Below are 685 nucleotides of genomic sequence, written 5' to 3'. Positions count from 1 at the left end.
GTCGATTACTTCTTCGGCCGCCAGGCCAGCTGATCTTCCGGGCGCTCGAAGTACTGTGCTGCTACGTCCGCGGGCCACCATGCATCGCCCTTGGGCTCGATCCACGCCGTGGAGTTCGGATCGCAATCTTCCGGAATTGCTTCCTTCACATCGTCGATCGTGTAGGGAAGAGCCGGTCGCAGGATMGACTGGATCTTCGGCCCCTGGCCTTGGAGCGTCCTCATCATCACGTCCCACACCAGGCGGGCGTCAGCCCGCGGCGGCCAGAAATGGAAGCTCTGGCTGATGAAGTCGGGATTGTTGCGCCAGTAGCACGCCGCCGACGCCTCGCCGCCGAGGACGATTGGCATCATGTCGCGCCCGGACTGCTGGACCGCGTTGACGACACCGTTTTCCGAGGCCGACTGGACGAGGATACCAGCGATTTCGGTAGGGTTGGTCGCGAGGAATTTCTGGACTTCGACCTGGGCKACCTGATCGGTCCACTTGYCGGCGACATCGCCCACGACGGTGATGTCCTTGTACTCGTCGAACGCCTTCTTGGCACCGACATTGAAGCTGTCGGATGATGCGAAGCCCGGGATGCCCGAAACCGTCAGCACGTTGCCCTTGCCGCCGATTTCCTCCGCCAGCCATTTTGCGGCCGTATAACCGCCCTGGGTGTTGTTTTCGGTCGCATTGATCG

At 61.7% G+C, this 685-nt stretch carries 1 protein-coding gene; it reads right to left on the bottom strand.

Annotation, left to right across the window (positions count from 1 at the left end):
- Positions 1–5: 5 nt before the first annotated feature.
- Positions 6–685: substrate-binding domain-containing protein (locus tag QD357_RS32730; RefSeq protein WP_414126153.1), on the bottom strand; the 680-nt coding region annotated here is incomplete at its 5' end.

Origin of the sequence: Rhizobium sp. BR 317 (assembly GCF_047445835.1) — a bacterium.
Classification (GTDB): Bacteria; Pseudomonadota; Alphaproteobacteria; order Rhizobiales; family Rhizobiaceae; genus Rhizobium; species Rhizobium paranaense.
The sequence above is the reverse complement of the archived record's forward strand: the minus strand, read 5'-3'. Positions and strand labels throughout refer to the sequence as shown.